We start from the raw sequence: 2,543 nt of genomic DNA, 5'->3' as shown, positions 1-2,543 counted from the left end.
CGTCAAGCACACTGGATGAAAGCAGGTTCTCAAGCCACGATGACCCTTGACGCGATTCCGGGCAATGAATGGCAAGGTGTCGTAGATTACGTGTACCCAATCCTTGATCCGAAAACACGTACGTTGCGTGTGCGCCTTAAATTCCCTAACCCAGATGGCGCATTGAAGCCAAACATGTTCGCCAATATTGCCTTGCAGCCTGTTACTGACGACGCAGTATTAACGATTCCTAAGTCATCTGTTATTCGCTCTGGCGGTATGACTCGCGTTGTTCTGGCTGAGGGCGAAGGCAAATACCGCTCAGCTCGAATTGAAGTTGGCCGCGAAGCTGGCGAACAAATCGAAGTATTACAAGGACTTAAACAGGGTGACAAGATCGTTACTTCATCTCACTTCATGCTCGACTCTGAATCAAGCCAGTCGGCGGATCTGTCTCGCATCAATGGTGTAGAAGCAGCGGCAGAAACAGCATGGGCCAAAGGTGAAATCACAGACGTAATGAAAGATCACCGCATGCTGACCATCAACCACCAACCTGTACCAGAATGGGATTGGCCGGGCATGGTAATGAACTTCACTTTCGCAGATGGCGTTGAAATGGGTGACTTGAAAAAAGGTCAGGCTATCGAATTTGAAATGCAAAAGACGGAGTCCGGTCAGTACCAAATCATCGAGTATAAGGCAGACAACAGCGTCATTGCCGCAGAAGTTTGGCTAACTGGTGACATTAGCATGCTGATGGCTGATTTTGGCATGATCACCTTAAACCACCTACTAGTTGCAGAATGGAACTGGGATGCTGGCGAGATGAACTTCTCTGTGGGTGAAGACGTTGATCTATCGGGTTTTGAAGAAGGACAGAGAGTTCGGTTTCTAGTTGAAAAACAAGGATCTGACTACGTTCTTAAACAGCTAGTTCCTGCAACAACAGCCGTCGAGGGTTAATTATGATCAATGCTATTATTCGTTGGTCACTGAGCAACCGATTCCTAGTGTTGGTCGCGACCTTAGCCCTTGTATTAGGCGGACTTTACAGTGTAAAGAATACGCCTGTTGATGCGATTCCGGATCTTTCTGATGTGCAAGTGATCATCAAGACAAGCTATCCGGGTCAAGCTCCTCAAGTCGTTGAGGATCAAGTGACTTACCCACTCACCACCGCCATACTTGCCGTGCCTGGTGCTGAGACGGTTCGTGGCTACTCCTTCTTTGGTGACTCTTACGTTTATATCATTTTCAACGATGATACCGACATGTACTGGGCACGTTCACGCGTGTTGGAGTACTTAAGCCAAGTAGCACCAAAGCTGCCACCGAACGCAAAACCAACCTTAGGTCCTGATGCGACTGGCGTGGGCTGGGTTTACAGCTACGTATTACAGGACAAAACCGGCAAGCATGATTTGGCGGATCTCCGCAGCCTGCAAGACTGGTTCCTGAAGTACGAATTGCAAACCGTTGATGGCGTTTCTGAAGTCGCTACCGTGGGCGGTATGGTGAAGCAGTATCAAGTGCAGATTGATCCTGCCAAGCTGCGTGCGTACAACCTCACTTTGCAACAAGTGAACATGGCAATCCAAAACGGCAACCAAGAAACCGGCGCGTCCGTTATCGAAGTGGCTGAAGCCGAGCACATGGTTCGTACCACGGGTTACCTAACCAGCATTGAAGACATCAAGTCACTGCCTCTCAAAGTCACTGAGAAAGGCACGCCGTTGCTCTTAGGAGACATCGCAGACATTAACCTTGGTCCGCAAATGCGCCGTGGTATCTCAGAGCTGAATGGCGAAGGTGAAGCGGTAGGTGGTGTTATCGTGATACGCTTTGGTGAAAATGCCAGTGAGGTGATTTCGAAAGTCAAAGACAAGCTAGCAGACCTGCAACGCAGCCTACCAGAAGGCGTGGAAATTGTTACAACCTACGACCGCTCTACCCTTATCGATTCAGCGGTAGAAAACCTCTGGAAGAAGCTTGCAGAAGAGTTCATCGTCGTCGCGATTGTGTGTGCGTTGTTCCTATTCCACATTCGTTCTTCGTTGGTTATCGCTCTGAGCCTACCGGTTGGTATTCTTAGTGCGTTTATCGTAATGCATTGGCAAGGCATCAACGCCAACATCATGTCCTTGGGTGGTATTGCGATAGCCATTGGTGCCATGGTAGATGGTGCGATCGTGATGATTGAAAACGTTCACAAGCACATTGAACGAACGCCACTGACCGATAAAAACCGCTGGCAAGTAATAGGCAAAGCCGCAGAAGAAGTCGGCGCACCGCTGTTCTTCTCATTGCTGATCATTACACTTAGCTTCGTACCGGTGTTCGCCTTAGAAGGCCAAGAAGGCAAGATGTTCTCGCCGCTTGCGCTCACTAAGACGTACGCCATGGCAGCGGCAGCAGGTTTGGCAATCACACTCGTCCCTGTACTTATGGGCTACTTCATTCGCGGTAAGGTGTTACCAGAACACAAAAACCCAGTTAACCGTGGCTTGGTCGCGTTGTACCGTCCGTTGTTGAACACCAGCTTAAAATACCCTAAGACCATG

At 49.2% G+C, this 2,543-nt stretch carries 2 protein-coding genes; both read left to right on the top strand.

Features of this window, described 5'->3' with window-relative positions:
- Positions 1 to 945: copper-binding protein (locus IQR33_RS34510; RefSeq protein ID WP_228014165.1), on the top strand; the 945-nt coding region annotated here is incomplete at its 5' end.
- A 2-nt stretch (positions 946 to 947) separates the two neighbouring features.
- Positions 948 to 2,543, top strand: a 1,596-nt coding sequence (locus IQR33_RS34505; RefSeq protein WP_228014164.1) for an efflux RND transporter permease subunit, incomplete at its 3' end; no start/stop codon positions are given.

Source organism: Vibrio sp. OPT46, from assembly GCF_015163535.1.
GTDB classification, from domain to species: Bacteria; Pseudomonadota; Gammaproteobacteria; order Enterobacterales; family Vibrionaceae; genus Vibrio; species Vibrio alginolyticus.
Note: the sequence above shows the minus strand (reverse complement) of the source record. Positions and strands in the feature narration are given on the sequence as shown.